Source organism: Halanaerobium saccharolyticum (genome assembly GCF_004362045.1).
In the GTDB taxonomy this organism is placed as follows: domain Bacteria; phylum Bacillota; class Halanaerobiia; order Halanaerobiales; family Halanaerobiaceae; genus Halanaerobium; species Halanaerobium saccharolyticum_C.
This window is the reverse complement of record NZ_SNWX01000001.1, coordinates 17,248-43,662: the sequence shown is the minus strand read 5'-3', so window position 1 is coordinate 43,662 and position 26,415 is coordinate 17,248. Positions and strand designations below refer to the sequence as shown.

Sequence of the window (26,415 nt, the reverse complement as noted above, 5' to 3'; positions counted from 1 at the left end):
TTACTCATTCCTCTCTGCTAATACTTTTTTTAAGTTCCTGATAAAAAATTCATTATCAGCTCTGGTACCGACGGTAACCCTGATCCAGCTGTCCATTCCAAATTGATTACCCGGTCTGATAATTACTCCCCGCTGCTGCATTTTTTCAAAAACTTCTGCAGCCGGCATCTGGAGGTCAACCATCATAAAATTGGCCTGAGTTTCTATATACTCAAGTTCCAGCTCCTCAAACTTCTGATAGAGAAATTTCTTTTCTTTTTCGTTTAAATTATGACAGATTTCTAAGTGTGACTCCGATTCCAGGGCAGTAACTGCTGCTTTCTGGGCCAGACTATTAATATTAAAAGGCCCTCTAATTCTATTTAAATAATCTACCAGTTCCGGATCAGCCAGAGCATAACCAACTCTCATCCCTGCCATTCCATAGGCCTTTGAGAAAGTACGCATCAGCATCAAATTCGGATATTTATCCAGCAGCTTAATTCCATCAAAAGGATCTTCGGCTGTGATATACTCCTGGTAGGCCTGATCAACTATTACTAAAATCTCATCTGAAACCCTTTCTAAAAATCCTTCAATTGCTTCCTTTTTGAGCATGGTTCCGGTCGGATTATTGGGATTACAGATAAAAATCGCCTTTGTTTTGTCTGTAATTGCTGCCTCCATTGCTTCCAGATTATGTCGGTGGTTTTGATCAAGAGGAATCTTAACACTCTGTCCTCCTCTAGATTTTACCGCCAGCTCGTATTTAATAAAAGCTGGATCTCCCTGAATTACCTCGTCTCCGGGATTTAAAATTAAAGTCATTAAAAGATCAAGTATTTCGTCAGAGCCATTACCGAGGAAAATTCGTTCCTCCTGCAGCTCATATTTTTCTGCCAGTGCTTTTTTGAGCACTCTGGTTTCTGAATCCGGATATAAGTTGACATTTTTGGCTTCGGACTGAATGGTATCAATGACCTGAATCGCAGGCCCCAGTGAATTTTCATTAGAAGCCAGTTTAACCACCTTTTCCAGCCCATATTCTTCCTTTACCTCTTCGATACTTTTGCCTGCCTGATAACGCTTCATCTCTTTAATTCTATCCGCAATTCCTTCAATTATCTTTTTCATTCTCTCACCTCTGCTAATAAGTCTTTAAAATTAGGAAAAGAAGTGGCAATAATCTCACTGCCCTTAATGGTAATTCCATTTTCAGTATTTAAAGCTAATACCGCCAGCGACATTGCAATCCGGTGGTCATGATAACTCTCAACCTCAATCCCACCTTTAACTGTCTGGGGACCACTTATTTCCATACCGTCTTCATTTTCAATAATTTCTATTCCCAGCTTTTCAAATTCCTTGACAACAGCCATAATTCTGTCGGTTTCCTTAACTCTGAGTTCTGCTGCATCTTTGATTACTGTCCTGCCTTCTGCAAAAACAGCCAGGACCGAGATAATAGGAATCTCATCAATCAGCCGGGGAATAACTCCTCCGCTGACTTCTGTTCCCTTTAACTTAGAAGGTTTAACCAGAATGTCTGCAGTTGGTTCTCCACCCTGATCCCGTTTATTTAGGAGTTCAATCCTTCCATTCATGGCCTCTATTACTTCCAGAAAGCCGCTGCGGGTCTGATTAATCCCAACATTTTTAATTAAAAGCTCTCCCTGATCAGCTAAGAGCCCGGCTGCAATAAAAAAGGCAGCTGAAGAAATATCTCCAGGGACCTTAATCTGAAAGGGATTTAGTTTTCTTGCTGCAGCTTCTTTTAAAATAATCCTGTCTTCCAGGATTTCTAAGTCCAGGCCTGCTCCCAGCAGCATTCGCTCTGTATGGTCCCGGGAGACTGCAGGTTCAATAATTACAGTTTCGGCCTCTGTTTTTAAAGCTGCCAGCAGAATTGAAGATTTTAGCTGAGCACTGGCAACAGGAAGTTTGTATTCCATTGATTCTAATTTCTGACCTTTAATACTTAGTGGGGCCAGCCCGTCCCGGCGGGACCAGATCTGAGCTCCCATTTTTGATAAAGGTCCAATTATACGCTGCATTGGTCTTTTACGCAGTGAATGATCACCTGTTAAAACTGAATAAAAATCCTGAGAGGCTAAAAGCCCGGCTAAAAGCCGCATTGAAGTACCTGAGTTGCCGCAGTCTAAAACGTCATCAGCTTCTTCCAGCCCATCAAGTCCCTTTCCCTGAACTGTATATTTACCTGCACCTTCTTTTGTAATTTCTATTCCCAAATCACGCATTATTCCCATTGTACTCAGACAATCTTCTGCCTCCAGAAGACCTTCTATTCTGCTCTCTCCCTCTGCTATCGAAGATAGGATCAGGGAACGGTGGGAAATCGACTTATCTCCCGGAACTTTTATTTCACCATTAATTTTTTTTGCTGGCTCAACTTGATATACCATCATTTCCTCCTCATTTTTCTCTACTTTTTTATAATTTTATTAATTTCGCTGTCTAGCTCAAATTATTATTAACGATCCTTATTATCTTTTTATATTTAATTACCTATTATATTTATATTTCATTAACCTTATTGATTATCCTCTGTTTTATTCTTGATTTCTGCTGCCCTGGCTAAAAAATTATAAACTTTTTCTTGATCATTATTTTCTAAATCCTGCTGCAGCTCTTTTAATTCTGCTATGTATTTTTCAATTAATTCTGCTAAGTTTTCCCTGTTTGATAAAATAATATCCTGCCACAGTTCGGGCGAGCTGCCTGCAATCCTGGTCATATCGCGATAACCACTTCCTGAAAGTTCAAAAAATTCGCTGTTAAAATCTTTTTGCTGACTCAAATTTACCAGGGCTGATGACAACAAATGGGGAAGATGACTTAAATAGGCTGTACAGCGGTCGTGTTCTGCTGCCGAAATAATGTGGACCCTGGCTCCAATTTTTTCAATTAAAACCTTAAGCTGCTGTAGCAATTCTTTTTTTTCCTCCCCCTGCTGCTCCCCATCCAGCCAGGGAGTTAAAATAAATGGTGCCTCCTTAAAGAGCTCCGGATCATGCCAGTCAATCCCGGATTTATGGGAGCCGGCCATCGGATGACCGCCGATAAAAATTTTGGAGCTGTCCTCTAAAATTTGGGCTGCCTGCAGCATAATTTCTTTTTTGGTGCTGCCGGCATCAACCAGCAGCTGCTGACTGTCACTGCCCTCTTTGATCTCTCTAATCACAGCTGGAACTGCCGCTACCGGTACAGCAATAAAAATCAAATCCTGATCTTTTAAATTATCCTTAATCTCTGTAAAACCTTGATCGATAATTCCCAGTTTCTCTGCTTTTTTAATGCTCTCTGCACTTCTGTCAACCGCAGTTATTTTTAGATCTGGCCCGGTTTTTTTTAAAGCTGCTGCCAGGGAGGCCCCGATCAGGCCAATCCCGACAACAGCAATTTTTTCAAAATTAGGCATAAGCTATTTTTCTTTCTCTGGATTCAAAACTCTGCAGAGAATTGGAAATAGCTTTGATCTCGTCCATCATCAAGTTGAAGTTTTTGGGCTTCAGTGACTGAGGACCATCAGAGAGAGCGTTCTGGGGATCAGGGTGTACCTCAACCATAATTCCATCTGCTCCCACAGCAACTGCTGCTCTGGCAACCGGAGTCACCAATTCCCAGCGGCCTGTACCATGACTTGGATCTGCGATTACCGGCAGGTGACTTAACTGCTGGACTAAAGGAATCGAACTTAAGTCCATGGTGTTTCTAGTTTCCTCACCAAAGGTTCTGACTCCTCTTTCACATAAAATTACATCATGGTTACCATTATTCATTATATATTCCGCCGAAAGCAGCCATTCCTTAATTGTTGCTGCCATACCGCGTTTGAGCATTACCGGCTTATCCAGTTTACCGATTGCCTTTAATAAGGAATAGTTTTTCATATTCCGGGCCCCAATCTGAATAATATCGGTATATTTACAGACAACATCTATATGCTCAATGTCCATCAGCTCAGTTATAATCTTGAGTCCGGTTTCTTCTCTGGCTTCAGCCATTAACTTCAGCCCTTCTTCTCCCAGACCCTGAAAAGAATAAGGGGAAGTTCTCGGTTTAAAGGCTCCACCGCGCAGAATTTTTGCTCCTCCAGCCTTAACAATTTTGGCTGTTTCTACAATCTGCTCTCTGCTTTCTACCGAACAGGGTCCGGCCATAACTGTCAGCTCATCCCCACCAACTTTAACTCCATCACCTAAATCAACAACAGTTTTTTGCTGCTTGAAATTCCAGCTGGTCAGTTTATAGGGATCTGAAATTAGAACAACTTTTTCCACAGCTCCCATAGTCTCCAGTTTTTCCTTCAAATTTGACTTGCGTGCCGGATCACCCAGAACACCTACTACTGTTTTCTCTACTCCCTGAATTGGATGAACATCAAAATTTTCTCCTCGAATAACCTCAATTACCTGATCCTTATCTTCCTGACTTGCACTTCTTTTTAATACTGCTATCATTTCTACTCACTCCTCTTTTAATGTTAATGTGCTACTACCGTTTGCGGAACCAATTTTTGGTAATTATTTAAAATTCAATAAATGTCTAGTTTCAAATCCTTAAATAACTGTTTAAAAACCTATAAAAATGCAAAAAATCGCCCCTTAGTCAGGGCGATTGATATCGCGGTACCACCTGTTTTAATCTCATTAAATAACAGATTATCTCTACTGGAAGCTAACACTTCCGCACCGGGTAACGACGGCTGACGGCCTTTAAGCTTACTCGTCTAACTTTCAGCTGGCAACTCAAGAGGTGTATTTCAGCCTGCGGCTTACTGGGTCCTCTTTCAAAGTTTTTAAGTGAGTTTATTTAGTTAATGAGTATTATAGCAGGCAATTTTACTTCTGTCAAATAAAATTTCCGCTTTTTCGCCCAGATATTCAATTTTCAAGCTGCAAAATCAAATTTTAACTTTTTAGAAACAAATTTAAATTTCAATAAAAATTTACCTAAATCAATTAGTCAATTACTGTCTTTGGATATGATCCTAAAAGCCTGAAGTAGGAAGTCATTTTTTTTATTTCCTGCAGAGCTGAACTCAGGTGCTGGTCACTGCTGCAGCCCTTTAGATCAATATAGAAAATATATTCTCCCAGGCGCTGACGGCTGGGGCGGGATTCAATTCTTGTCAGATCAATATCTTCCTCAGCAAATTTACCCAGCATTCTGTAGAGTACTCCCGCCTCATTGACCTCAGGCGCACAAATTATAGAGGTTTTAAAATCACTGGCTGCCGCTTCTCCAAGATGATTGTTGCTGCCAAAGTTCTTATCCTTTTTTGCCGTCAGGACAAAACGGGTTGCATTTGGCAGATCTCCCTGCAAATTTTCAGCCAGAATCTCAAGCTCATAAATCTCCGCCAGTCTAATTGAACCAACTGCAGCTCTGTCTGCTGACTCAAGTACCTTTTTGGCAGCAGCAGCAGTACTATCTGTGTAAATGATTTTTGCATCTTTAAACTCTTCTGCCAGAAAATCACCTGACTGAGCGATCGCCTGGGGATGACTGTAGATCTCTTTAATCTCTTCTTTACCGACCCCGGGCTGGACCAGCAGATACTGCTCGATGGGAAGTACAATCTCCCGGTAGAGTTTAAGTTCTGGATGCTGATATAAAAGGTCCAGACTTAAATTTACTGAGCCCTCCAGTGAATTCTCCAGCGGCAGAAGTCCAAGGTCAACTCTGTCTGCTATCACCGCCTCTACAATATCCCTAATTGATCCACAGGCAGTTGTACTGCCTCCATAGCTGGCACAGTAGTTAGAAATCGCCTGCTCGCTAAATGTTCCCGGTGGACCTAAATATCCATATTCTAAATTACTCATCTACTCACTCCTTTTTCCCTGCTTTTTTGCTCCTTGCTCCTTGCTCCTACCGTTTACTTGTCGATTTATGTCTTTTTTTCGACATGGTTCGACAAGTAAACGGTAGCTGTAATATATTAAACTACAAAAAACCCCCGCTCTAATTAAAGAACGAGGGTTTGAATTCTCGTGGTACCAATCTTTTTGGCTAAAAAGCCCACTCAACAATTACGGGAATTATTAATGATTCCAATAATCTGTCCGGATAACGGTAGACGGCCGGTGCAGGCTTACTTTTTCGTTCAGCTGACAACTCACAGGGGAACTTCATTAAAATACTTACCGGCAGGCTCTCACTAACCCCGCTTCGCTGAGATAAATACTTCTAATTACTTTCCCTGATCAAAGTTTTTAAATATTATTTTTTCTAACTCAAGTTTTATTAATTTTACCTTATTAATTTCCATTTGTCAAGCTCAGATTTCTATTTCTGTTTTTCTGATGGAATAATTTTAACTGCAAAAAATAGTTTAGAGAATATCTTTCCGATTACATTCCTGGTTAATATAGCCGATAAATTCTTCGGCTTTTTTTGTTGGAGCCTGGGTAAATAAGCTGACTATCAGAAAAACTGCTGTCGAAACAAGAAATGTCCAGACTCCGGCACCATATCCCAGGGGACTCCAGCCGCTAAACTGCAGATATAAGGCGGCAGCTGAACCGACAATTATACTGCTCAAAGAAGCAGCTGCTGTAGCTTTTTTCCAGAAAAAGGCCCCAAACATCGAAGGCACTACAACCAGCAGACCAACTGAGGCTGCCACTGACAGGGCTGCAATTAAATCAAGCTCCTGAATCGCAAAGAAAAATCCCAGAAGAGCAATGATCAAAATTGCAATTTTCGCAGTTCGAAGCTGTCTTAAATTCTGATCCTGATCCAGATTATCCTCCATATTTTTGAAAATATCTCTGACTACAAGTGAGGATAAAGTCAGCATTATCGAGTCAATGGTAGAAATTGCAGCGGCAGTGATTCCAATCATCGCCACCAGCGCTAAAATAGTTGGCACATATTGAGATGCCAGCAGCTCCGGTGTTGCCAGATCAGCATTAGCCAGGCCTGGAATTAAGAGACGGGCAGAAAAACCCCAGAAAACTGAAACCAGGGTATAAATAAATCCGAAAAGCAAAAAGCCTTTAATCATAGTCTTCATTGCCTTTAAGTCCCGGGGAATAAAGAGCCGCTGGCTGACCTGGGGATTAGAAATTGAAAAGAAAAACCAGGGCAGACTCAAACCGAGGAAAGTTTTGAAACTAAAAAATCCCGGCCCCGGCACAGTCAGCACATTCCCTTCCAGGGCAGTCAGAGAACCAAAGAAGCTCATAAAACCTCCCAGATGCTGATAAATTACATAAAACAAAATTATAATACTGACCAGAATCATGATTAATGACTGCAGAGAATCAGTCCAGGTAACAGATTTCATCCCGGCAATTAAAGCCCAGGCGATGGCCAGCACTACAGCAATTACCACCCCGAAGACAAAGGGGATTTCACCTCCGGAAAGTCCGCTCAAGAGATAACCAACTCCCATCAGCTGTACCGCCAGATAAGGAATCAGAAAAACACAGGCCGAAAGTGAAGCAGCAAAAGCAATCCACTGATTCTGATAGCGATCTCCAAGCATCTCATAGGGAGAGACATAGTTATTCTTTTTGCCGATCAACCAGAAACGGGGACCAAAAAAAGCAACCAGGGACAAACCGGATAAATAAACCAGTTCAAAACCGAGGGCCCCAACTCCTCCAGAATATGTAAAACCCGCCAGGCCAATCATCATAAAAGCACTGTAGGTGGTGGCACTATAAGACAGAGCTGCCACAAAACCACCTGTATTTCTCCCACTTAAAAAATATTCTATCACACCTTCATTCATTTCTTTTCTGGCCATTAAAGCAACTATTGATCCAATAATTATGTATAAAATTACCGCTGTGTATAAATATATTGTTGGCATTTGTTATTCCCTCCAGTAACCTGTGATTTTGATAGTCAAAAAGATAACGGTTAAAGCAAAAAGACTCCAGAACAAAAAGGCCCCTCTAAAAAGATTAATCGAGTTGAGCAGAGTATAGGGGACTGCAAAAGCAGAAATCACCAGCAGCAGAATTACCAGTGTGTAAAATAAACGCAGTTTCTTCAATTTCTTATTCTCCATAATTAGATACCTCCCAATTTTTACAGCAAAACTTTACAGCTGTCTTTACAGTAAAAGCAAAAATATATTATTCTTCCAGCAAATAACCTTTTTCATCTAACTCATCTTTGATTTTTTCCAGAACCTGCTCATTAACAGCTTCAATTGTGTGCAGATGAACTCCATCAGTTAATTTTGAAAGCAGTGCTGCCTCATTTTGATGGTAGTTGTGGACAAAATTTTCTACATCCTCAACACTGCTGATCATCAGATTCCCACAGAGTTCTCCGTAAATTGGATGCTCAACTTTAACATCAATAATTCGCCCACCGTAATTTACCACAGTTAAAAGCTCATCTTTAAGTTCTTCCTGATCATCATGACGACAGGCAATAGAAGCTTTAACAGTGGGCATCCCCAGATTTTCTTCATAAAAATAACCCTGTGAGGTGGCAACAATTTTTTCTCCCTGGGCCCGCAGAAGAGCAATATCCTGGACAATCACCTGACGGCTGACTCCAAATTCTTCGGCCAGCTGGGAACCAATTAATGCTTTTTGAGATTTTTTTAGTCTCTGCAGCAGCTTTTCTCTTCTCTGTTTGGTCTTAATTTTAATCACCCCGGTAAATTAATCATTTTAAATCCCTTTTAAATTACTTGCTCTTTATTTTATCATTTGTATTGTCAGCTGTAAAGTCATTATTTGCTTTTATTATTCGATTACAACTTTAGACGGTTTTAAGATGGCAATTAAGATTAGGAGGGGGAGACTGGACCCGGCAGAATTTAGGGGAACAGCAGAAATTACGAGAGCCGAATCTCAGGCAGTCAATAAAACTCCCTGCTTATATTAAACAGGGAGTTTCTAAGTTTATCTTAATTTTCATTTTCAGGTTGAATTAAAAGCCTGCCGCCACCAACATAACTTTTATTTGGAAAAACAATTCTTACCTGATAGGGAAACTTTTCCCCACTCAGAGGATCCTGATAGCCTTTTTTCATAATAATAACCTGAAACTGAATAACATCGTTTTCAACATAATAAATCTTATCTTCTCCAGCCGGTCCCAGCCAGAGATCATCTACAGGAGCTTTAATCTCAAGTCTGCCGCTATCATTAACAAATTTAATCTTGTCATCATTTCTAATTTCAACCAGCCATTCCGGATCATTACCAACAGCACGAAATTGAACTCCTTCTTCCTTCGCCTTTTCCCAGACATCAACTTCTTGAGCATTAACTGCAGTGAAAGAAATGAATAAAGTTAAAATAATTGTCACCAGCACTACATATTTTTTCAAAAGTCTCTCCCCCTCTAAGCTTTAAAAAGAATATATTTTTCTTGATCAGTATAAATAATATCTAAACCAAAATCTGAAGCTAATTTACTAAAGGTCTTTTGGTTATAAAAAACAATGTGGGTTGGATCCCAGTTATACCACCAGTCTTCAAACTCCTCCGGTCCGGGATGAAAAGAAGTCATCACGGCCAGATGGCCACCATCTTTTAAATGAGAAGTTAACAACTCCATTTCTTTAATTGGATCAGAAAAATGTTCAAACACCTCTGTCGAGGTAATTAAATCATATTTTTTATCTAAAAACACTTTCTCCGGAAAAAAATAGGGGTCATAACGATCAACTTCGAGCGCCTGAGCCTCCAGGAGATCAGCCAGAACCGGGCCGGGTCCACAGCCAAATTCTAAAACATCATTTATCTTCTCTAAATCTAGATGAGGCTCAATTAGCTCCTCAATAAAATCCTCAAACATCTGAACATAGCCCTCATTCTGATGATTATTATCATGTCCCTCATATCTCTCTTTTTCCTCAGCCTGAGCAACTATTTCCGTCGGGTCAATAAAAATAACTTCACAATCCTGACAGTGATAATATTTATTTTTAATATCAAGTAATTCTAAATCACTGCTGCCGCAAATTATACAGTCCAAAACTTACACTCCTCTTAAATTTCGTTATTATTTTGTATTTTGAAAATTATTTAAGTAAAATTAATTTTAATCTGATAACATAGCTGGATTTATAATAACATCCTATATTTTATTATATTACATCAGGTCTTACTTTGTAAATTAATTTGCTAAAATTTTATTTAAGTTTTAAAATAATCGACTTAATCTTTGAATTGTTAAATAGGAACTATAACTTCTGCCTTAAACTTGATAAGATAACTATGGATTAATAACCGCGGCTAATAGTTATTAATAAGGAGGAAGTTTAAATTGGCCAGAAAAAGAGGTCCAAGATTTAAAGAATCAAGAAGACTGGGTGTTAATATTTATGGACATCCCAGGGCAATGAAGAGAGCAGATGGGACATTTAATCGCGAAAAAAGAAACTTATCAAACTACGGCCAGCAGCTGCTGGAAAAACAGCGCCTGCGTGCATATTATGGTTTGATGGAGAAAAAATTTAGTAATTATGTAAAAAAAGCCGCCAGTGAAGACGGTGTGACTGGTGATAATTTGATTAGAATACTGGAAAAGCGGCTGGATAATCTTGTCTATCGAGCAGGTTTTGCCCGTTCTATCAGACAGGCAAGGCAGATGGTTGTTCACGGACATATTTTAGTCAATGGGAAAAAGATAGATATTCCATCTTATCAGGTTGAGATTGGTAATCAGATTACTTTGAGAGATAAATATAGAAAAAACAATTTGTTTCGAGAAAATTTTCTGGATCGACATTTAAATCAGATCAGCTATCTGGAAAGAGATTATGATAATTTTGAGGCGAAGTTAAGTTCAGAAGTAGAAATAGATGAAATCCCAATCGAAATTAATGATCAGCTGGTAATAGAATTTTATTCCAGGAAATAAAACTGAAAAATTTCAGATCTAAAAAATGCCAGCGACCGGTTCAAACCGATTTCTGGCATTTTAGCTTTAAATAATTGTTCTTTTATTCACTTGTACCAGGTCCAAAAAGGCCTTTTTGTCCCTGGTACCTACTTATATTTTTTTATTATAAATGATAGGGTTCATTATTATTAATTTTAAAGGCGCGGTAAATCTGTTCCAGCAAAATTAAGCGGATCATCTGGTGGGTAAAGGTCAGATGGGAGAGAGAAAATCTGTAATCGGCCTGCTGCAGGACAAAATCACTTAAGCCGGTTGCTCCTCCAATTACAAAGCTGAAAGAACTGTAGCCTCGAACCTGCAGATTGTGCAGTGATTTTGCAAAACCGGTAGAAGTCATCGGTTTCCCCTTTACATCCAGGGCAAAAACATAACTTCTCTCCGGAATATTTTTAATTATCCGCTCACCTTCCAGGGCCTGCAGTGCTTCAAGATCTTTAGCCGAAGGGTTTTTGGGAACAGTTTCGTCTTTAACTTCGATAATATTTAAATTACAGTAGCGGCTTAAGCGTTTTTTGAATTCTTCAATTCCCGGCTCCAGGAAGGAAGATTTTAAACTGCCGACAGTAATGATATTAATATCCATAATTAAAATGATTCCTTCTTTTTTGCTTTCTGATCAATCCTGAAAAGTGGAGTCGTTTGATGCTGATCCGCACAGCCCATTCTTAAATCCCTGCCGACTTCCAGGCCGGCTTCTTTGAGGGCATTATTGACTGTAATGTAAGCAACTTTAGGATTATTATTTTCCTCACTCAAATGAGCCAGCACTACTGTGGGAAAATTATCCTTAATCAAACCCGGCAGCAGTGCAGCTGTGTCATCATTGGAAAGATGACCCTCACTACCCTTAATCCTATTTTTTAAAAAGTAAGGATATTTGCCTGTCATCAGCATTTCCAGATCATGATTTGATTCCAGAACAAAAAAGTCTGCTCCCTTAATTTTATCGATAATCTTTTGCTCCATAATACCTGTGTCAGTGGCCAGTACAATTTTTTTGCCGCCGGCCTGACAGACATAACCTACCGGTTGAGAAGCATCGTGAGAGATCGAGTAGGGAGAAAATTTAAGCCCCCCAATTACAAAATCACCAGTAAAAACCCTTCGATTTTCGGGCTTAATCTTACCCAGTTCCGGCTCCGCTTTTGCCCAGGTGCCGTCATTGGCGTAAATCGGCAGATCATAGCGGCGGGATAAAATTCCGATCCCCTTTATATGATCCTTATGTTCGTGAGTGATCAATAATGCATCCAGGCCTGCCGGATCCAGATCCAGGGCAGCCATTCGTTCTTCCAGTCCTTTGCCGCTTAAACCGGCATCAATTAAAACCGAATATTTTCCGGCCCGAATATAAGTAGAATTACCTTTGCTGCCGCTGGATAAAACCGCTGTTTCTATCCTCACGTTTTACTCACCCTTTGCTTCCATTTCTTCCTGCCAGCTTAAATGATATATCAGAGAAACAATACCAACTGCCAGGTCTTCATTTTTAACTTCAATCTCATCTGGAACATAAAGTCTTGTTGGTGCAAAATTCCAGATTGCTTTGATTCCTGCTTCAACCATCTGGTCGGCAACTTCCTGTGCCGCCTCAGTTGGAACAGCAATCACTCCCAGTTTAATATCATTTTCCTTGACTATTTTATCAATCTCCTGCACACTCTTTACTTCGCGTTCGTTAATCATATTTCCTATCTTGTCTAAATCATTATCCAGCACATTGCTGATTTCAAAACCCATCATGGCAAAACTTCCGTAATTAACCAGGGCTCGCCCCAGATTACCGGCCCCGACTAAAACTGCCGGCCAGATCCGATCAACTCCCAAAATCTTACCTACAGATCTTTTTAATTCGTTGACATTATAACCAACTCCCCGGCGTCCAAACTCTCCGTAATAGGAAAGGTCTTTCCGCACCTGAGTTGAGGGAATATCAAGTCTTCCTCCCAGATCCTTAGAAGAAACTACCTCAACCTCTTCAAAAGTATCCATTTTGTCAAGACACCTGTAATATAAAGGGAGTCTCTCAATTGTAGCCTTAGGTATATTCTCTCTATCTTTCACTGTGAATTCCTCCTGCTTTAATAATTATTTTACCTGACTTCCATTTGCAATATCAGCACTTACAGTTGATAAAACCATGTTATCTTCTGGATCAGAAGCAGCTAAAATCATGCCCTCTGACTTAACCCCAAAAATTGTGGCAGGTTCTAAATTAGCTACAATCAAAATCTGACGTCCAATAACATCTTCCGCGCTAAAATGCTTTGCGATTCCAGCCACTAACTGTCTTTCCTCCAGGCCAATATCGACCTTCAGTTTTAGCAGTTTATTGCTGCCTTCAATTTTTTCTGCTTCTAAAATCTCAGCAACTCTAATATCCGCATCCATAAATTCTTCAAAAGTAATTCTGTCTTTGATCTCAACTAAATCCAATTCGTTTTCCTCCTCCTGCTCAGCTTCGGCCTGCTCTTTGCGGGCTTCCACCTTTTCGAAATATTCTTCTAAATCTATCCGGGGGAACATTGGATCCCCATTATAAACTTTAACTCCAGTTTTTAAGCCGCCCCAGTTAGCATCTTCCCAGTCAGCCTGTCTGACTGCCTCTGCCTGACCCAGCTGCTCACCCATCTTATGAGGAGCCTCTGTCAGAAAAGGTTTTAACATTACTGCAGTAATCCGTAGAGATTCCAGCAGATTATAGAGTACTGTTTTTAATCTTTCGCGATCTGCTTCCTCTCTGGCTAAAATCCAGGGAGCTGTCTGATCGATATATTTATTGGTCCGGCGGACAAAATTCCAGATTTTTTCCAGGGCCACAGTGTATTTTAATTCTTCCATCTCTGCTTCAATATCTTTTTTGGTCTCTGCAGCCAGATCAATCAATTCCTTGTCTACTGCTTCTTCTGCTCCCGGCTCCGGAATCTCACTGTCAAAATACTGTTCCACCATGGACACAGTTCTGTTTAAAAGATTACCCAGATCATTTGCCAGGTCAGAGTTAATCCGTTGAATTAAAGCTTCTGTAGAATACCTGCCATCTGTACCAAAAGCCACCTCACGCAGCAGGTAATAGCGAATTGCATCTTTGCCAAAATCATCGATTAAAACAACCGGATCGACAACATTACCCTTGGATTTTGACATCTTACCTGTCTCACTTAAAAGCCAGCCGTGACCAAATACCTGATCCGGTAATTCCAGATCCAGGGCCATTAAAATAGTCGGCCAGATTACCGTGTGGAAGCGGAGAATGTCCTTACCAACCAGATGTAAATCTGCCGGCCAGTAGTGTTCAAAATTCTCCTGGTCTGTCTGATAACCAATAGCTGTAATATAATTGCTTAAAGCATCAATCCAGACATAAATTACATGGTCCTCATCAATTGGTACCGGAACTCCCCAGTCAAAGGTAGTTCTGGACACACTTAAATCATCAAGGCCATTTTCTATAAAATTAATCATCTCATTCCGGCGTGATTCCGGTTCAATAAACTCCGGATGGTTTTTTATATGTTCTAACAGGCGGTCAGCATATTTGCCCATCTTGAAGAAATAGCTTTCTTCTTCCACCCATTCTACCGGACGGTGGCAGTCGGGACAAACTTTTTCGCCATTTTCCTCTTCCAGCTGTCTTTCGGTCCAGAAAGCCTCACAGGGAGTACAGTACCAGCCCTCATAGTTACCTTTGTAAATATCGCCTTTATCATAAAGTTTTTTGAAGATTTTCTGCACTACTTTTTCGTGGCGCTCCTCGGTAGTCCGGATAAAGTAGTCATAGTCGATATCCAGCTTATCCCAGAGCTCCTTAAAAGTTTCTACAATCTGGTCAACATATTCTCTGGTTTCCTGACCGGCATCTTCTGCCTTACGCTCAATTTTCTGACCGTGTTCATCAGAACCGGTTAAAAACATGGTGTCATAACCCTGCATTTTTTTGTAGCGGGCGATTGTATCAGCCGCAACTGTTGTATAGGCATGGCCGATATGTAATTTATCACTTGGATAGTAAATCGGGGTTGTTACATAATAGGTATCTCTGCTCAAAATTGATCATCCTCTCCAGATTTAGTCATAAATCTTTTAATCATAAATATTTACTCAAATTTTTATAAAATTAAGCTAAAATTCATCTTAAAAACTATTCAAATTTATCCTTATCAACTGAAATGACAACTGCTTCTTTATAAACTTCACTCTTGGGCAGCTCTCTCAAATTGGCAACCTTTTTAATTGCCTGTTTTTTGGTCATTCCACTCTCAATTAAAAGTTTAAGATGTTCCAAAATACTTAAGTCTTCCCAGCCTTCACTTTCTGCTTCCACCTGACTGCGGCCGGCAATTACTACAACGATTTCCCCTTTGATCTCCTGCTCTTTAAGCCTCTCTTCCAACTCAGCCACTGTACCATAATATTTTTCTTCGTGCATTTTTGTGATTTCGCGGGCCACAACTGCCTGGCGTGAGGCAAGTTCTGAGCTGAACTGGCTGAGATCTTTGAGTGTATCTTTAAGTCTATAGGGAGATTCGTAAAAAGCGGTTGTATCTTTAGCTAAAGCCAGCTCTTCCAGAAACTGCTGCCGTTTTTTACCGGAGCGGGGAATAAAAGCTTTAAATGAAAAAGCAGAAATATCAAGTCCGGAAACAACCAGGGCTGCCAGAAAAGCACTCGGCCCCGGAATCGGAATCACTTCAATCCCGGCAGATACAGCTTTTTTGACCAGGATTTCCCCGGGGTCTGAGACTCCAGGCATCCCGGCATCACTGACTAAAGCTATTTTTCGACCAGCCTGTAAATATTCAATCAACTCTTTACTTCTTTCTTTTTCGTTGTGCTCATGATAGCTGATCATTTTTGTTTTGATCGAAAAATAATTTAAAAGTTTCTGAGTTCTGCGGGTATCCTCACAGGCGATAAGATCAACCTCTTTTAGTGTAGCCAGCAGCCGCTGGCTTACATCATCTAAATTACCGATTGGGGTTCCACATAAATAAAGCTCTGCTGCCTGCAAAAAAATAACCTCCTGTAAATAATCATTCTAAAACAATCATGTATTGCAATTATAGAATAAGGAAAGTATATTCCAAATTATTTTTGTCCATAAATTTCTTTGAGCTCTGCTGTATATTCACTGCTGTTCTCCTGATAAATTATTAAAACAGGTTTAACCCGCAGGCCTGGATTGGCTCCCTTTTTGGCCCGGAGCAGAAAAATATCGGCTTCTTTATCACGCCGGGCCTGAACCAGCCGCAGTTCTTTGGCCTGACAGTTATATTTAGCTAAGGTTTCTATTACTTCTGTCAATCTCTCTGCCCGGTGAACAAGGAAAAATTGACCTCCGTACTTTAAAAGTCGGGCGGCCTCAGCCACAACATCCTCCAGCTCTGCGTGGATCTCATGTCTGGCAGCTGCCAGATAATCACTTTTCTTCATTCTACCAGCTTCTACAGGTAGATAGGGTGGATTGGAAACCACAGCATCGAAGCTGCCGGCCTTCAGTTCAGCATCCAGCTGCCGGAGATCGGCATTAATAATTTTAATCTGATCCTGCAGCTGATTGAACTCCACATTACGCTCTGCCAGCTCAGCGGCCTCAGGCTGGATTTCGACTCCTGTGACCTCTACACCCTCATTTTTATATGCTAAAAGCAGTGGAATTACACCACTGCCTGTACCAAGATCAATTACTTTATCTCCTCGACGGAGTTTAACAAAATTTGCTAAAAGTACAGAATCAGTTCCAAATTTAAAAAACCGATTATCCTGTATAATTTCAAGCTCATCTTCAATCAAATAATGAATCTCTTCCATCACTATTTCTCCTTACCCTGATTTTCCAGCAGATTTAAACAAAAAAGGCAGTCTCCTTTTCTTTTTTCTCCAAAACTTAAAGGACAAACATGATAACCTTCATCATAGATATGAATCAAATTACTGTAACCTTCTTTTTCAACCACAGCTTCTTCTGCATCTTCCTGATCTTTAAAAAGCAGAGATCTCAGCTCTTCGTTTTCGCGCTGCAGTTCTTCGTTTTCCTGATAGAGCTTGTAGGTAATATCTTTAAGTTTATGAAAACGGAGGGAAAGTGCCTCGATTTGTTCCTGAAAATGGGCAAGGCTGCTCAATATTTCCTGATCCATTAAATTTCCTTCCTTTCCATTCAATCTAAATCTAAATCATATTCGTCCAGTTCCTCTACATCTACTTCTATATTTTCTTCTGTTCCAATATCAACTTCTACAGTGTGTTTGACCAGATTGCGGTCAACAACTTTTCCTTTACCCATCTCAAGCTCAATTTTTTCGCCTATATTGGGCATTAATCTTTTAAGGGCTTTATAGGTCTGAGCTTCATAGCGCAGACAGCACATTAAACGGCCGCAGAGACCTGATATTTTGGAAGGATTGAGTGATAAATCCTGCTTTTTTGCCATTTTAATTGAAATCGGCTGAAAATCGCGTAAAAATGTCGCACAGCAGACAGGTAAGCCGCAGGGACCTAAACCACCAAGCATTTTGGCCTCATCCCGGACTCCAATCTGACGCAGCTCAATTCTAGTTTTAAAAACTGATGCTAAATCTTTAACAAGTTCTCTAAAGTCAACTCTGCCATCTGCTGTAAAATAGAATATAATCTTATTGTGATCAAAAGTATATTCTACATCTATCAGCTTCATCGGCAGTCCGTGTTTCTCAATTTTATCCAGACAAATGTCATAAGCTTCTGCTTCCAGTGCTAAATTCTTCTCATGTTTATCTCTATCTTTTAAAGTGGCCTTTCTGATAACATCTTTTAAAGGCGCAACTATTTCGTCATCTGATATTTCTTTTTTGCCAACCACAACTTCGGCATATTCTATACCGCGGGCGGTTTCTACTATTACATAATCTCCGGTTTTTATTTCCAGTTCACCAGGATCAAAATAATAGATTTTTCCGGCTTTTTTAAAACTTACTCCAACTACCGTCTTCATTAAATTAAACACCTCATTTATCTATTCTTGATCAGGCTGGCGCAGTTTGAAAAATAAGACTTCCAGACTAAGTTCTTCTCTAATATTGCGTTCAATATATTCTTCACTCTGGGCTATCAACTCCAAATTTCTAATTATATTCTGCAGACTAAGCTCTGCAGCCAGCTCTTTTAATTCCTCAAAATAGTCTTTATTGGTCACTGCATCCAGATAATCCTGTTTAATCATCATTATATCGCGATACCAGTCTGATAGCAAATTAAAACAGGGAAAATCAGCTTTCAGCAGTGAAGATAATTTTTCTGTGATTTGAAAAATTTCGATTGTGTTTTTGGAATTAATATCTTTTAAAAAATCATAAATTTGCTGACGCTGCTCAAAATAATCGTCGATCTTTATAATCTCCAGCGCCTTACCCGGACTTCCAGCTGCAGTACTGCTGACTATTTCCGCCCGCTCAACCTCCAGGCCCTCCGCTAAAAGCAGCTCCTTGATTTTCTCTTTACTTACATTACGCAGCTTGATCTGCTGACAGCGCGAAACTATTGTCGGCAGCAGTTTACCGCTGTCCTCGACCAATAAGATAATTGTGGCAAAAGAAGGAGGTTCTTCTAAAGTCTTTAAAAGCGAATTTGCTGCTTCTTTTGTCATCTTTTCGGCTGTTTCCATAACGTAAATTTTATGATCACTGTCATAGGGCTTATAGGCAATCTCTTTTTTTAACTCTCTGATCTGATCGATAGAAATCGCGCTTTTGCCTTCCAGCACAGAAATCACCTTAAAATCAGGGTGGTTCTGGTGATCCATTTTACGGCAGTTAATACAGCTGCCGCAGCTGTCAGCCTCAGCTTCCTCACAAAAACTGGCCTTTGCAAATTCAAAAGCCAGCTTTGATTTGCCGCTGCCCTCTTTAGCAGAAAACAGATAGGCATGGCTGATTCGATCATCTTTTATTTCATCCTGCAGTATTTCTACCGCTTCTTTTTGTCCGATAACTGAGTTAAAACTCATTTAAAAACTCCTCTATTTATTATAAACTACACTTTATCATTTAAATTAGACCACAGCTTATTAACTCTTCTAAATCTTAATTAAAAACTCTATATTTTAAATAACTGCTCTACATTTTGATAAACTGTTCGACATCAATGATAAATACGGTTGCTCCTCCAATTTTGATTTCCATTGGAAAAGAATAATAACCTTCTAACGAATTTGCAACAGGTGACATCGGGGCCACAGTTTTTTTGCGTGACTCACAGTTTTCTCTAATGATATCCAGCACTTCTTCTACATGTTCCTGATCGGAGCCGATCATAAAGGTGGTGTTACCTTCTCTTAAAAATCCACCTGTTGAGGCCATTTTTGTAGCCTGAAAACCCGAAGTTGTCAGCGACTCCAGCAAGTCAGCCGCATCGTGATCATGAACTACAGCAACCACCATTTTTACTGTTTTACCTGATTCTGCTCTTTTTTCCATTAGAATAACCTCCTGGCGATAATTTTTTTTATATTTTTCTGGACCTCTTCTCTGTCTCCACCCGCATCTACCAGGGCAAATCTTTCGCCCTCTGCCATCTCCAGATAAGCGTCTCTAACCCGCTGATGGAAATCATCAACTTCTCGTTCCAGTCTATCTCCTGCTTCATCCAGGCTGAGTGCCCGGGCTCTTTTTAAACCTTCTTTGATCTCAATATCTAAAATAAAAGTTAAGTCCGGCCAGGTAGAATCAATTACCCAGTCATTGATTTGATATACCATCTCATAATCAAGACCGCGGCCGGCTGCCTGGTAAGCAAGATTAGAATCCACAAATCTATCTGAAATAACAATTTTCCCCTGCTCTAAAGCAGGTTTAATTTTTTCTCTAACATGCTGAGCTCTATCGGCAGCATAAAGAAGAATCTCTGTTCTGTAGTCCATCGAATCATATTGAGGATCTAAAAGCAGCTCCCTGATTTTTTCTCCCAGAGCTGTTCCACCCGGCTCCCGGCTAACTAAAACCTGATAACCCTGCTCCCGCAGATATTCTGCCAGTAAATTAATCTGGGTGGTCTTACCTGAGCCCTCAATTCCCTCGAATGTAATAAAAAAACCTTCTGCCAAAACGGCCAGCCCCTCTCTAAACTTTGTTAAAATAATCTTATTTATAATATAATTATATAATAATCCCTCTGTTAATGCAATGAGACTCCAGCTGCAAAATAAATAATAATTGTGGGTTTTCACCGATTCAAAAAAGAAAAAAACCGACTTCAGCATTCTTGAACTTCTCAAGAATACCCGCCGGCTAGATTATCAAGGTTTATAATTATATTTTTAGTTTTAGATTTAATCCAGGTTTAAACTGAGGCTTAAACTTCCTTCTTCTTTTTCAGCCCCATCTTCCTGGCTATCTTCATTCTTTTCGCCTGTAAAATCTTTAATCTTAACCTCTCTGGCAGGGAAAGAATCTTCCTTTTCTTCAATATATTCGGAAGCTTCGATTGCAGCTTTAGCTCCAGAACCAGCTGCCACAACAACCTGTCTGTAATCGGGATCCTGGACATCTCCACAGGCAAAAACTCCCGGGATATTGGTGTGCTGTTTCTTATCTGTTAGAATATAGCCGTAGTCATCTAAATCAATCTGGCCTTTGAGGCATTCGGTTCTCGGCTGATGACCAATAGCAACAAACATCCCATCGACTTCCAGCAGTCTTTCTTCACCATTTTTATTATTAAAGATCTGGATACCTTCTAATTTGTTTTCCCCATTAAGGCTTTTAACCTCTGTATCCCAGAGGATCTCGATATTTTCTTTAGCCTTTACTCTGTCACCGAGAATCTTGGCACCTCTAAATTTATCGCGGCGGTGCAGGATATAAACCTTAGCAGCAAATTTAGATAAAAAAGTTGCCTCCCATAAAGCGGTATCACCACCACCGACGATCGCTACTTCTTTGTTTTTAAAGAAAGCGGCATCACAGGTTGCACAATAAGAAACTCCATTACCTCGAAATTTATCTTCCTTATCAAGTCCCAGAGTTCTAGGCTCGGCTCCTGTTGCTATAATTATCGAGTCTGCAATATATTCGCCCATTTCTGTTTTAACAGTAAATTTGTCTCCAGAAAAATCAATTTCTTCTGCACTTTCGTATTCTAAACGCACACCAAAATTTTCGGCCTGCTCGGTCATTTTTTGAGATAATTCAAAACCACCAATCGGCTCCGGAAAGCCGGGATAGTTTTCCAGTTCAGAAGTTGTTGTAATCTGACCCCCTGGTTCCGGACCATTTAAAACCAGTGGTGCAACTCCATTCCGGGCTGCATAAATTGAGGCAGAAAGACCACCGGGTCCTCCACCAATAATAATTAAATTTTCTTCCTGTCTAATTTTTTCGTTCATTTTAATTCCCCCTGTTATCAACTTTGCTAACATTTTTTGTTCTAAAGTGTTTTTAGGTGCTTTGTGTGAGATATATAATATTTTTTATTTTTTGTTTATAAGATAAACTTTTAACTTACAGATATAATCTTAATACTATTTAGCCTATATTTCTGTAAAACTAGCAACAAAGCAGGTGCTAACAGCAAAGTCTGAATCACTTTTGTTCTATTTTATTCTCTTTTGGCCTGTCCAAAAAGAAAAACTCTCTGCCGGAAAAAGAACAGAGAGCATACTAAAAAATTTTGACTTAATCAATACTGTAATTTGGAGCTTCTTTTGTTACCTTAACATCATGAGGATGGCTTTCGCGGAGACCAGCTGCAGAAATTTTGATCATCCGGGAGTTCTCAATCAAAGAATCAATATCAGGGGTTCCACAGTAACCCATACCGGATTTTAAGCCTCCAACAAGCTGATAAACAGTTTCTGCCAGTGTACCTTTATAGGGAACTCTTCCTTCAATTCCCTCCGGCACAAATTTTTCTGTTTCAGTTTCATCTTCCTGGAAGTAGCGGTCTTTACTTCCTTTTTTCATGGCACTAACTGAACCCATTCCGCGGTAGACTTTATAACTTCTACCTTTATATATTTCCAATTCTCCCGGACTTTCTTCGGTTCCAGCCAGGAGACTTCCGATCATCACATTATTGGCTCCAGCAGAAATCGCCTTAACAATATCACCAGAATACTTAATACCACCATCAGCAATCACTGTTTTACCGTGTTTTTTCGCCACCTCAGCTGCATCATTAATTGCAGTAATTTGAGGCACACCAACACCAGCAACAACTCTGGTGGTACAGATTGAACCGGGTCCGATTCCGACTTTAACCACATCAGCACCAGCTTTAATTAAAGCTTCAGTTGCTTCAGCAGTTGCCACATTACCTGCAATCACAGGCAGTTCTGGGTATTTGGTCTTGATTTTCTTAACTACATTGATCACATTTTTCGAATGTCCATGGGCGGTATCAATTACTAAAATATCAACCCCGGCTTCAACTAAAGCTGCCACTCGCTCATCTGTATCATTTCCGGTCCCGACCGCTGCAGCAGCAAGTAATCTTCCCTGCTTGTCTTTTGAAGCAAGAGGGTACTGTTTTGCCTTTTCTATATCTTTGATTGTAATTAAACCTCTTAAAATTCCTTCGTCATCAACTATGGGCAGTTTTTCTATTTTATGTTTTCTTAACTGAGCTTTGGCTCCCTCTAAATCTGTTCCCACAGGGGCAGTAACCAGTTTTTCCTCGGTCATTACTTCCGAAACAGGCCGCTTATAATCCTCTACAAAACGCAGATCTCTATTGGTTAAAATTCCGAGCAGTTTTTCGTTTTCATCAACAATTGGCACACCTGAGATATGATACTTGGACATTAAAGCTTCTGCTTCCTCAATCAGGGCATCTGGACTTAAAAAGAATGGATCAACAATAACTCCACTTTCCGAACGCTTTACTCGATCAACCTCAGCCGCCTGCTGGTCGATCGGCATATTTTTATGAATTACTCCCAATCCACCTTCTCTGGCCATTGCAATTGCCATATCACCTTCGGTAACTGTGTCCATTCCCGCCGACATAATTGGAGTATTGAGATAAATATCATCAGTCAGTTTAGATCTTGTACTTACTTCTTTTGGAACTACATTTGATTCTGCCGGCACCAGCAGAACATCATCAAAAGTCAAGCCTTCTTTAATTATTTTTTCCATAACCAACCTCCTTGAGTTTTGTAAAAATTAATACTTAAAATTATGAACTGAAAACTGCAAAACTAACCCTCATTGATATGTAATAAAATGAGATAATTGGATAATTATTATGCCGTAAGAACAATCTAATATTTTAAGTATTTTAACAAAGCTCAGGGCTAATGTCAAGCTGTAAAACGTGCACCTACCGTTTACTTGTCGAATTTTAGCGAAATATATCCCATTTTGTGCTCCAATTTTAGTTTTAATTTTAAAAAAAGCCCCCGTTCAGGGGACTTCTCCTTGTGCACCTACCGTTTACCTGTCGAATTAACGACAAAATTCGACAGGTAAACGGTAACTGTAATATTTATAACTCTCTTCTTCCCTCTAAAGCCTTGGAGAGGGTTACCTCATCTGCATATTCTAAGTCGCCGCCGACAGGAATTCCGTGAGCGATCCGGGTCACTTTAACTCCCAGAGGTTTAATCAATTTAGCAAGATACATTGCAGTAGCATCACCTTCTGCATTAGGGTCAGTGGCTACAATAATCTCCTGGACATGATCCTTTTCCAGACGGGGAATCAGGGAACGAATTTTTATTTCATCAGGCCCAATTCCATCCATCGGTGAGATAGCTCCGTGCAGCACATGATAAAGACCGTTGTATTCTCCGGTCTTTTCCATTGCAACTACATCCCGGGGGCTTTCCACTACACAAATCGAAGTCCTATCCCGCTCCTCAGACTGACAGAAAGTACAGGTCTCTCCCTCAGTCAAATGGTTACAGTTAGAACAATAATTGATCTTCTCCCGGGCTTCAATCAGGGCATCTGACAGGGTTTTTACATCATTTTTGGGCTGGCCCAGTATATAAAAAGAAAGACGGCGAGCAGTTTTAGGCCCGATACCGGGCAGTTTACTGAGCTCGCCGATCAATTTCCCCATTGGTTTAGGATATGGATTCATTAGGGCATCCCTGGTAGATTCATACCACCAGTTACTTTACCCATTTCATCATTTACCATTTCCTGCATTTCGCGCATACCCTGATTAACAGCTGCCAGTACTAAATCTTCCAGCATTTCTACATCCTCCGGGTCAACTACTTCAGGATCAATCTGCAGATCAACAACTTCCTGCTTACCATTAACTACTACCTTAACAGCTCCACCACCTGCAGTTGCCTCAAGTGTCTTATCTTCCAGCTCTTCCTGCATCTTGGCCATCTTGGCCTGCATCTTCTGTGCCTGTTTCATCATTTTTTGCATATTCATTTTAATTTCCTCCTCTATTTTCTAAAATTGATTGGTCCACTTCTATAATCTCACCAGAAAAAATCCTGGCTAAAGCTTCTATGTCCAAATCACCGGCCTGCTCAGGTTTTTGTTCTCTCCCCTGAGAAGCAGGTTCTTCAGCTTCTGATTCATTTTTTTCTGATTTTTGTTGATCACTTTTTGAAAATTCGTCTGCCTCATCCGGCTCAGAACTGTGACTGAGATTGGTTTTCTGCTCCGACTGTCCTGCAGCTGGACTGCTGTCTTCAACTAAATCAACAGCTTCAGTTTGGGCAACATTTTTTTGAACAGTTTGAATGTCAGAATCTCTATCTGCCGACTGCTCAGTTATTTTTTTTTTAGCTCCCAGCTGAAATTCCGGTTCCACTGCCTCATTTAAAACATTTCTTAAAACTCGAGCAATTAAAGCCTCATTGGAAGCAGCTCCTTTGTAGTGGAACTTTTTATCTTCCGGAAAAGCAATAACTATTGTTTTTCCTTCCACTGCTGCGGGAGAACCTTCTCTTAAAAGCGCCTGCACCGAAATATCCAGCTGACGGATTTCCTTTAAAACCCGGGCCCAGCTTTCTTTAACCTGGCTCAGACTAATATCAGCTCCAGCGGCTGCTGTATTTTGATTTTGCTGTTTAGATCTTTCAGCATTACTGCCAGCATTTCTGGAAGTGTCTTTTTCTGACACATTTTTTTCTTTTTTAACAGACTCTATCTGTTTTTTGGCCTGCCTATTTTTTGGCCCAGATTGGTCAGATTTTGAAGATTTATCAGCTTCAACAGCTGGTGTGTGTGTCTCAGCTGCTGGTTCATCTGCAGCAGTTTCTTCTGGAGTTGGTTCAGACTGATCTTTCCCGCTCTCAATTTTTTTCTGCTCCGACTTTTCGGCAGCTGATTTCTCAAGCTCAAGTCCACTTTTAAACTCAGAACTATCCTGATTAGTCAGGAAATTATCCAGTTTGAATTCCAGTTCTGAAAGTCTTGCTTCCAGAGAACTGCTGCTGCTCCCTCTACTACTTAATTTTATAACACTTATCTCCAATTGTAAACGGGGTCTGGCACTTGAGCGCAATTTATCTTTTAAAGATGCAAATTCATCAATAATATTTGTTATCTTTTTAGTACTTAAATTAGCAGCTGCAGAAGCAATTTCTTCTAAATAACTGCGGGAATATTCGAGAATTCCAGAATCAATACCACATTCTTTGATTAAAAGTAATTCGCGGCAGTATTCGATTAACTCATCACTAAATCTCTCTATACCGAGCCCTGATTCGAGCTGTTTATTTAATAATTCTAAAGCAGGCTGGCTTTTTTTGTTACTCAAATGAAGTAAAAATTCTTTTAAATCTGATTTATCAATCCTTCCCAGCATCCGGGATACTTCTTCGAGACTGAGCTGACCATCACTAAAAGAAATGGCCTGGTCTAAAAGGCTGATCGCATCTCTCATCCCTCCCCGCGCACTGCGGGCTAAAATATCAAGAGCTTCTTTGTCAATCTCATAACCTTCAGCATCAGCAATATATTTTAGACGTTTTTTAAGATTAGTTAAAGTTAGTAAGGTGAAATCAAAGCGCTGACAGCGGGACATAATCGTTGTGATCACCGCATGTGGTTCAGTAGTTGCCAGGATAAAAACCACACTTTCGGGCGGCTCTTCTAAGGTTTTTAAAAGAGCATTAAAGGCACCTTTGGTCAGCATATGCACCTCATCTATAATATATACCTTATGTTTGCCTTCACCAGGATAAAATTTGACCTTTTCTCTCAGCTCTCTAATTTCGTCAATACCGCGATTAGAAGCAGCATCAATCTCAATTACATCAAGAGAATTACCCTTTTCTATCCGCTGACAGGAATTACACTCACCACAGGGTTCAAAATCCGGAGTTGGATTAGCACAATTAAGTGATTTGGCAAAAACTTTCGCTGCCGAAGTTTTTCCTGTTCCCCGGGGACCAGCAAAGAGATAGGCATGAGCTACTCTATCATTTTTTAGAGCATTTTTTAAAGTCTGTTTAACCTGATCCTGACCGATCAGATCATTGAAATTTTCTGGCCTATATTTTCGATAAAGAGAGAGAAAGGACATTTTTTTCACCTCAAAAAATAGTATTATATAACAAAAACACCCTATTCCGGG

The 26,415-nt window shown here is 40.1% G+C and carries 27 protein-coding genes and 1 other annotated feature; of the genes, 1 reads left to right on the top strand and 26 read right to left on the bottom strand.

From position 1 onward, the window contains the following. From hisC to DFR79_RS00190, 10 genes are all read right to left on the bottom strand, one after another. The gene (gene hisC / locus DFR79_RS00235) at positions 1–1,113 is read right to left on the bottom strand and encodes a histidinol-phosphate transaminase (RefSeq protein WP_133513490.1); all 1,113 of its coding nucleotides are present in this window, start codon (positions 1,111–1,113) and stop codon (positions 1–3) included. Next, the gene (gene aroA, locus DFR79_RS00230) at positions 1,110–2,402 is read right to left on the bottom strand and encodes a 3-phosphoshikimate 1-carboxyvinyltransferase (protein WP_133513714.1); all 1,293 of its coding nucleotides are present in this window, start codon (positions 2,400–2,402) and stop codon (positions 1,110–1,112) included. Before aroA ends, hisC begins: the two co-directional genes overlap by 4 nt. 128 nt (positions 2,403–2,530) lie before the next feature. Next, positions 2,531–3,418, bottom strand: a complete 888-nt coding sequence (locus tag DFR79_RS00225; protein WP_133513489.1) for a prephenate dehydrogenase — start codon at positions 3,416–3,418, stop codon at positions 2,531–2,533. Further along, positions 3,411–4,460: a 3-deoxy-7-phosphoheptulonate synthase gene (gene aroF, locus DFR79_RS00220; RefSeq protein WP_133513488.1), complete on the bottom strand. Its 1,050-nt coding sequence runs from the start codon at positions 4,458–4,460 to the stop codon at positions 3,411–3,413. The genes DFR79_RS00225 and aroF overlap by 8 nt, the downstream gene beginning before the upstream one ends. 501 nt (positions 4,461–4,961) lie before the next feature. Beyond that, a complete protein-coding gene (gene pheA, locus DFR79_RS00215; protein ID WP_133513487.1) occupies positions 4,962–5,828 on the bottom strand; it encodes a prephenate dehydratase in 867 nt (288 codons plus the stop codon). A 144-nt stretch (positions 5,829–5,972) separates the two neighbouring features. Further along, positions 5,973–6,222 (bottom strand) — a binding site (T-box leader). 115 nt (positions 6,223–6,337) lie between these two features. Next, entirely contained in the window at positions 6,338–7,825 is a 1,488-nt protein-coding gene (locus DFR79_RS00210; protein ID WP_133513486.1) for a sodium:solute symporter family protein, read from the bottom strand. Positions 7,826–7,828: 3 nt separating this feature from the next. Beyond that, positions 7,829–8,026, bottom strand: coding sequence for a hypothetical protein (locus tag DFR79_RS00205; protein ID WP_133513485.1), 198 nt, complete (start codon positions 8,024–8,026; stop codon positions 7,829–7,831). 67 nt (positions 8,027–8,093) lie between these two features. Then, positions 8,094–8,624: a transcription repressor NadR gene (locus DFR79_RS00200; RefSeq protein ID WP_133513484.1), complete on the bottom strand. Its 531-nt coding sequence runs from the start codon at positions 8,622–8,624 to the stop codon at positions 8,094–8,096. Positions 8,625–8,881: 257 nt separating this feature from the next. Further along, on the bottom strand, positions 8,882–9,307 hold the full coding sequence (locus tag DFR79_RS00195; protein ID WP_133513483.1) for a hypothetical protein: 426 nt from the start codon (positions 9,305–9,307) through the stop codon (positions 8,882–8,884). 14 nt (positions 9,308–9,321) lie between these two features. Continuing rightward, positions 9,322–9,957 carry a class I SAM-dependent methyltransferase gene (locus tag DFR79_RS00190; RefSeq protein WP_133513482.1) on the bottom strand — a complete coding sequence of 212 codons (636 nt, stop codon included), beginning with the start codon at positions 9,955–9,957 and terminating at the stop codon, positions 9,322–9,324. A gap of 291 nt (positions 9,958–10,248) precedes the next feature. On the opposite strand from DFR79_RS00190, the gene rpsD reads away from it, so the two are divergent. Further along, entirely contained in the window at positions 10,249–10,845 is a 597-nt protein-coding gene (gene rpsD / locus DFR79_RS00185; RefSeq protein WP_133513481.1) for a 30S ribosomal protein S4, read from the top strand. A gap of 145 nt (positions 10,846–10,990) precedes the next feature. Here the strand turns inward: rpsD and rlmH are convergent, their stop codons facing one another. From rlmH to dnaX, 16 genes are all read right to left on the bottom strand, one after another. Next, entirely contained in the window at positions 10,991–11,470 is a 480-nt protein-coding gene (gene rlmH / locus DFR79_RS00180) for a 23S rRNA (pseudouridine(1915)-N(3))-methyltransferase RlmH (protein ID WP_133513480.1), read from the bottom strand. 2 nt (positions 11,471–11,472) lie between these two features. Further along, on the bottom strand, positions 11,473–12,291 hold the full coding sequence (locus DFR79_RS00175; RefSeq protein WP_133513479.1) for an MBL fold metallo-hydrolase: 819 nt from the start codon (positions 12,289–12,291) through the stop codon (positions 11,473–11,475). 3 nt (positions 12,292–12,294) lie between these two features. Continuing rightward, positions 12,295–12,951, bottom strand: coding sequence for a redox-sensing transcriptional repressor Rex (locus tag DFR79_RS00170; RefSeq protein ID WP_133513478.1), 657 nt, complete (start codon positions 12,949–12,951; stop codon positions 12,295–12,297). A gap of 24 nt (positions 12,952–12,975) precedes the next feature. Continuing rightward, positions 12,976–14,934, bottom strand: coding sequence for a methionine--tRNA ligase (gene metG, locus DFR79_RS00165; RefSeq protein ID WP_133513477.1), 1,959 nt, complete (start codon positions 14,932–14,934; stop codon positions 12,976–12,978). 94 nt (positions 14,935–15,028) lie between these two features. Further along, positions 15,029–15,898 (bottom strand): 16S rRNA (cytidine(1402)-2'-O)-methyltransferase, encoded by an 870-nt coding sequence (rsmI, locus tag DFR79_RS00160; RefSeq protein ID WP_133513476.1) that lies wholly within the window; start codon positions 15,896–15,898, stop codon positions 15,029–15,031. Positions 15,899–15,975: 77 nt separating this feature from the next. Continuing rightward, positions 15,976–16,698 carry a tRNA1(Val) (adenine(37)-N6)-methyltransferase gene (locus tag DFR79_RS00155; RefSeq protein ID WP_133513475.1) on the bottom strand — a complete coding sequence of 241 codons (723 nt, stop codon included), beginning with the start codon at positions 16,696–16,698 and terminating at the stop codon, positions 15,976–15,978. Positions 16,699–16,700: 2 nt separating this feature from the next. Beyond that, complete coding sequence (locus DFR79_RS00150; RefSeq protein WP_133513474.1) at positions 16,701–17,027, bottom strand: initiation-control protein YabA; 327 nt, start codon at positions 17,025–17,027, stop codon at positions 16,701–16,703. Positions 17,028–17,047: 20 nt separating this feature from the next. Beyond that, positions 17,048–17,860 (bottom strand): PSP1 domain-containing protein, encoded by an 813-nt coding sequence (locus DFR79_RS00145; RefSeq protein WP_133513473.1) that lies wholly within the window; start codon positions 17,858–17,860, stop codon positions 17,048–17,050. Between the two features lie 21 nt (positions 17,861–17,881). Beyond that, positions 17,882–18,871 carry a DNA polymerase III subunit delta' gene (gene holB, locus DFR79_RS00140; RefSeq protein ID WP_133513472.1) on the bottom strand — a complete coding sequence of 330 codons (990 nt, stop codon included), beginning with the start codon at positions 18,869–18,871 and terminating at the stop codon, positions 17,882–17,884. A gap of 109 nt (positions 18,872–18,980) precedes the next feature. After that, entirely contained in the window at positions 18,981–19,340 is a 360-nt protein-coding gene (locus DFR79_RS00135) for a cyclic-di-AMP receptor (RefSeq protein WP_133513471.1), read from the bottom strand. Further along, positions 19,340–19,966 (bottom strand): dTMP kinase, encoded by a 627-nt coding sequence (gene tmk / locus DFR79_RS00130; RefSeq protein WP_133513470.1) that lies wholly within the window; start codon positions 19,964–19,966, stop codon positions 19,340–19,342. The genes DFR79_RS00135 and tmk overlap by 1 nt, the downstream gene beginning before the upstream one ends. Before the next feature lie 225 nt (positions 19,967–20,191). Continuing rightward, a complete protein-coding gene (gene trxB, locus DFR79_RS00125; RefSeq protein WP_133513469.1) occupies positions 20,192–21,247 on the bottom strand; it encodes a thioredoxin-disulfide reductase in 1,056 nt (351 codons plus the stop codon). A 289-nt stretch (positions 21,248–21,536) separates the two neighbouring features. Beyond that, on the bottom strand, positions 21,537–23,000 hold the full coding sequence (guaB, locus tag DFR79_RS00120) for an IMP dehydrogenase (protein WP_208107463.1): 1,464 nt from the start codon (positions 22,998–23,000) through the stop codon (positions 21,537–21,539). Positions 23,001–23,349: 349 nt separating this feature from the next. Then, positions 23,350–23,949 (bottom strand): recombination mediator RecR, encoded by a 600-nt coding sequence (gene recR, locus DFR79_RS00115; RefSeq protein ID WP_133513467.1) that lies wholly within the window; start codon positions 23,947–23,949, stop codon positions 23,350–23,352. Beyond that, positions 23,949–24,257, bottom strand: coding sequence for a YbaB/EbfC family nucleoid-associated protein (locus DFR79_RS00110; RefSeq protein WP_133513466.1), 309 nt, complete (start codon positions 24,255–24,257; stop codon positions 23,949–23,951). Before DFR79_RS00110 ends, recR begins: the two co-directional genes overlap by 1 nt. Position 24,258: 1 nt before the next feature. Continuing rightward, positions 24,259–26,364, bottom strand: a complete 2,106-nt coding sequence (dnaX, locus tag DFR79_RS00105) for a DNA polymerase III subunit gamma/tau (protein ID WP_133513465.1) — start codon at positions 26,362–26,364, stop codon at positions 24,259–24,261. Positions 26,365–26,415 lie beyond the last annotated feature (51 nt).

What these genes read in the sequence shown, in the direction of transcription:
- hisC (WP_133513490.1), bottom strand. Translation starts at nt 1,113, where the DNA reads ATGAAAAAGATAATTGAAGGAATTGCGGATAGAATTAAAGAGATGAAG.
- aroA (WP_133513714.1), bottom strand. Translation starts at nt 2,402, where the DNA reads ATGGTATATCAAGTTGAGCCAGCAAAAAAAATTAATGGTGAAATAAAA.
- DFR79_RS00225 (WP_133513489.1), bottom strand. Translation starts at nt 3,418, where the DNA reads ATGCCTAATTTTGAAAAAATTGCTGTTGTCGGGATTGGCCTGATCGGG.
- aroF (WP_133513488.1), bottom strand. Translation starts at nt 4,460, where the DNA reads ATGATAGCAGTATTAAAAAGAAGTGCAAGTCAGGAAGATAAGGATCAG.
- pheA (WP_133513487.1), bottom strand. Translation starts at nt 5,828, where the DNA reads ATGAGTAATTTAGAATATGGATATTTAGGTCCACCGGGAACATTTAGC.
- DFR79_RS00210 (WP_133513486.1), bottom strand. Translation starts at nt 7,825, where the DNA reads ATGCCAACAATATATTTATACACAGCGGTAATTTTATACATAATTATT.
- DFR79_RS00205 (WP_133513485.1), bottom strand. Translation starts at nt 8,026, where the DNA reads ATGGAGAATAAGAAATTGAAGAAACTGCGTTTATTTTACACACTGGTA.
- rlmH (WP_133513480.1), bottom strand. Translation starts at nt 11,470, where the DNA reads ATGGATATTAATATCATTACTGTCGGCAGTTTAAAATCTTCCTTCCTG.
- DFR79_RS00155 (WP_133513475.1), bottom strand. Translation starts at nt 16,698, where the DNA reads ATGGAAGAGATTCATTATTTGATTGAAGATGAGCTTGAAATTATACAG.
- DFR79_RS00150 (WP_133513474.1), bottom strand. Translation starts at nt 17,027, where the DNA reads ATGGATCAGGAAATATTGAGCAGCCTTGCCCATTTTCAGGAACAAATC.
- DFR79_RS00145 (WP_133513473.1), bottom strand. Translation starts at nt 17,860, where the DNA reads ATGAAGACGGTAGTTGGAGTAAGTTTTAAAAAAGCCGGAAAAATCTAT.
- holB (WP_133513472.1), bottom strand. Translation starts at nt 18,871, where the DNA reads ATGAGTTTTAACTCAGTTATCGGACAAAAAGAAGCGGTAGAAATACTG.
- DFR79_RS00135 (WP_133513471.1), bottom strand. Translation starts at nt 19,340, where the DNA reads ATGGAAAAAAGAGCAGAATCAGGTAAAACAGTAAAAATGGTGGTTGCT.
- trxB (WP_133513469.1), bottom strand. Translation starts at nt 21,247, where the DNA reads ATGAACGAAAAAATTAGACAGGAAGAAAATTTAATTATTATTGGTGGA.
- guaB (WP_208107463.1), bottom strand. Translation starts at nt 23,000, where the DNA reads ATGGAAAAAATAATTAAAGAAGGCTTGACTTTTGATGATGTTCTGCTG.
- recR (WP_133513467.1), bottom strand. Translation starts at nt 23,949, where the DNA reads ATGAATCCATATCCTAAACCAATGGGGAAATTGATCGGCGAGCTCAGT.
- DFR79_RS00110 (WP_133513466.1), bottom strand. Translation starts at nt 24,257, where the DNA reads ATGAATATGCAAAAAATGATGAAACAGGCACAGAAGATGCAGGCCAAG.
- dnaX (WP_133513465.1), bottom strand. Translation starts at nt 26,364, where the DNA reads ATGTCCTTTCTCTCTCTTTATCGAAAATATAGGCCAGAAAATTTCAAT.